The following is a 1,374-nucleotide window of genomic DNA, read 5'->3' as shown; positions in this document are numbered from 1 at the left end:
GGGAGTGTCAAGTTAACGGCTGATCTGGATTGTTGAATTGGTCAGTGGTTGGTCGGGTTCAGGCGGCCCTCGAACGCGATCTGGAACGCGTTCAACGGCGCCTTCCAGCGCATGGTCCATCGCCGGCGGCCGGCCCCGGTGGGGTCCAGACTCATCAACGCCATGTACACGCACTTCAAGGCGGCCTGCTCATTGGGGAAGTGCCCGCGGGCCCGCACGGCCTTGCGGATACGGGCGTTGACGCTCTCGATCGCGTTCGTCGAGCAGATGACCGTGCGGATCTCCACGTCGAAGGCCAGGAACGGCACGAACTCGGCCCACGCGTCCGACCACAGCTTCACGATCGCCGGATACTTCTTGCCCCAGACGTCGGCGAACTCCATGAACCGCTCGGTCGCGGCGTCCTCGGTCGCGGCGGTGTAGACCGGCCGCAACGCCTTCGCGATCTTGTCCCAGTCCTGCCGGGCTGCGTACCGGAACGAGTTGCGCAGCAGGTGGACCACGCATGTCTGCACGATGGTGCGCGGCCACACGGTCGCGACCGCGTCGGGCAGGCCCTTCAGCCCGTCACAGACGAGCATGAGCACGTCGGCGACACCGCGGTTCTTGATCTCGGTGAGCACGTGCAGCCAGTGTTTGGCGCCCTCGCCGCCGTCGCCGGCCCAGATGCCGAGGATGTCGCGGTGTCCGTCGACGGTGACCGCCATGACGACGTAGATGGGCCGGTTGGCGACCTGACCGTCCCTGATCTTGACATTGATAGCATCAATGAACACGACTGGATACACCGGGTCGAGGGGCCGGTTCTGCCACTCGGCCATGCCGTCCATCACCTTGTCGGTGATGGTGGAGATGGTCTGCTTGGACACCTCGGTGCCGTACACCTCGGCCAGGTGCGCGGCGATCTCACCGTGCGTCAGCCCTTTGGCCGACAGCGACAGCACCAGGTCGTCCACCCCGGACAGGCGCCGCTGGCGCTTACGCACGATCTGTGGCTCGAACGTGCCGGCCACGTCCCGCGGCACCCGGACCTCGACCGGCCCGATGTCAGTGAGCACCGTCTTGGCCCGGGTGCCGTTGCGGGAGTTCCCGCTGCCCTTGCCGGCCGGGTCGTGCTTGTCGTAGCCGACGTGGTCGGTGATCTCGCCCTCGAGGGCCGATTCCAGGACCCGCTTGGTCAGCTGCTGCAGCAGCCCACCCTCACCGGTCAGCTGCAGTCCGTCGCCACGAGCCCGATCGACCAGCATCGCGATCAACTGCTCGTCCGTGACCGCTCCAGCCGACACGGCGGCCGGCTCCCGCTCGACGGTGGTCTCCGTCGTCATCTGGCGTCTCTCCCTTGATCAGCAGATCCGCCGTTATTTGTACAGTCCC

At 66.3% G+C, this 1,374-nt stretch carries 1 protein-coding gene; it reads right to left on the bottom strand.

From position 1 onward, the window contains the following. Nucleotides 1-41: 41 nt before the first annotated feature. Nucleotides 42-1,325: an IS256 family transposase gene (locus ACGFI8_RS48005; protein ID WP_392815825.1), complete on the bottom strand. Its 1,284-nt coding sequence runs from the start codon at nucleotides 1,323-1,325 to the stop codon at nucleotides 42-44. Between the last annotated feature and the right edge of the window lie 49 nt (nucleotides 1,326-1,374).

The organism is Dactylosporangium sp. NPDC048998, assembly GCF_043197855.1.
Lineage (GTDB): Bacteria > Actinomycetota > Actinomycetes > Mycobacteriales > Micromonosporaceae > Dactylosporangium.
The sequence above is the reverse complement of the archived record's forward strand: the minus strand, read 5'-3'. Positions and strand labels throughout refer to the sequence as shown.

Excerpts from the sequence above, each read along its gene's own strand:
- ACGFI8_RS48005 (WP_392815825.1), bottom strand. The coding sequence starts at position 1,325 with ATGACGACGGAGACCACCGTCGAGCGGGAGCCGGCCGCCGTGTCGGCT.